3 protein-coding genes are annotated in these 1,559 nt (G+C 67.7%); all 3 read right to left on the minus strand.

All coding sequences use genetic code 11. The features are described from left to right. On the minus strand, positions 1–424 hold a 424-nt coding region (locus tag IH13_RS36830; RefSeq protein ID WP_037840818.1), incomplete at its 3' end, for a radical SAM protein. Between the two features lie 60 nt (positions 425–484). After that, positions 485–1,024 (minus strand): CYTH domain-containing protein, encoded by a 540-nt coding sequence (locus tag IH13_RS0105905; protein WP_031081616.1) that lies wholly within the window; start codon positions 1,022–1,024, stop codon positions 485–487. Positions 1,025–1,199: 175 nt separating this feature from the next. Continuing rightward, positions 1,200–1,559, minus strand: a 360-nt coding sequence (locus IH13_RS0105910) for an ATP-binding protein (protein WP_063837401.1), incomplete at its 5' end; no start/stop codon positions are given.

Genomic DNA, 1,559 nt, shown 5'->3' on the forward strand with positions numbered 1-1,559 from the left:
CAGCCGGCAGTACGGCGGCACCGGCCTCGCCGTTCGAGGTGAGTCCAACGGTGAGGCCCAGGCGGCGGGCCACGGCCACAAGGCCGGGGAGGTCCGGGTGAAGAGTGGGCTCACCGCCGGTGAAGTGCACTTCTGTTGTCGTCAGTGCGCCGCGTACGGCGGCGAGCGCGAGGGCGAACTCGGCGTCGGCGGCGATCCGGGCCGGAAGGAAGTCGGCACCGTTGGTGCGCAGGTAGAGGGAGACCCGTCCAGAACGGCCCGGGGTGTCCGTGAACTGTTCGGGGGGTCGGTCCGTGTTGTCGGTAGCCACGGGGGTTCCTTCGTTGTGGCAGAAGGAACAGGCGAGACCACACGCGTCAATGATTTTCACGCGCAAGGTCCTGTCCGGTCGTACCTCGACCGGCAGGCTGGACAGATCGTGCATGGTGCTCCCTCTCGGTCCGGCCAGGGCCGGACGCCCTGGTCGGGAGATGCGGATGTCCACCTACGCGAACCGCAGGTCGGTGATGCTTTCAAGGTCGATGCCGTACAGGCTGTAGACCTTGGTGGTGTTGATGGAGGTGAGACGGTCGCTCGCGAGGCCGAGTGCAGCCGCCGCTTCCCACACCTGTGCTTCGTCGTCGGCTTCGATCTCCAGGTAGGGCGGGATGAGAGGCCACTCGTCGATCTCCAGGCGGACCGTGCCGAGTTTGTAAGAGGTGCGGCGGTTTTCCTGGTAGCTGCGCGGAGACAGGCCGGTGAGGAGGAGCAGGGCAGCGGCCTGGGCGAAGTCGTTCACCGTGACTTCCGTCTCGCTCGTACCGTCAACGGCGTCGCTGGTGATCTCCTTGACACACAGGGTGGCAACGTCACCCGTGTCGCGGAGACGTACCCAGCGGCCGGGCACAGGTGGGACAGTGTCGTAGACGTAGCGCCGCGTGACGCGAGGCGGGGCCGCCTCGACTCCCCCGGCGGCGATGATCCGTCGAGCGATGTCCGCGGGGTCGATGCCGAGGGCCTTTGCCTCGTACTCGATCTCTGCCACAGGGTTGACTCCTTGACGTCTTCGTCTGGTGGTTGTGGACCGCTACGCAACGACAGGGCGCGTGGGGCCTCTCTCACTCCATGACGCCCTGGGGTTCCTGGAGTCCGGTCCACACTCCGGGAACTGGGGACCGCCCGGTCCGGCCGTCGCTTGGGCAGGCACGGGCCTGGTCGGCTCACGTGGCTTCCACCTCCGCCCAGACGAACTTGCCCATCGGGCGTTCGCCGAGTCCCCAGGTGGCCAGAGCCTCCACGATGAACAACCCGCGCCCGCGCTCACGGGACACGCTCTCCGGTTTGCGCCGTGGGCGGCGTCGTCTTGTGTCGTGCACCTCGACCCGGGTGCGGTCCGTGTCGGTATCGAGAGCGACGACCACGAAGTCGCCCGGCTCCGTTCCATACCGCACAGCGTTCGTCACCAACTCGGAGACGACCAGCAGGACGTCGCACACGTGGCTCGGGGCAGCGTCGGGACGGTGGTGTGCCATGAACCGACGTGCGTACTGGCGGGCGGCCTGGGCCGACCTGCCTACGCC

This window comes from Streptomyces sp. NRRL WC-3549 (genome assembly GCF_000721935.1).
Taxonomy (GTDB): Bacteria; Actinomycetota; Actinomycetes; order Streptomycetales; family Streptomycetaceae; genus Streptomyces.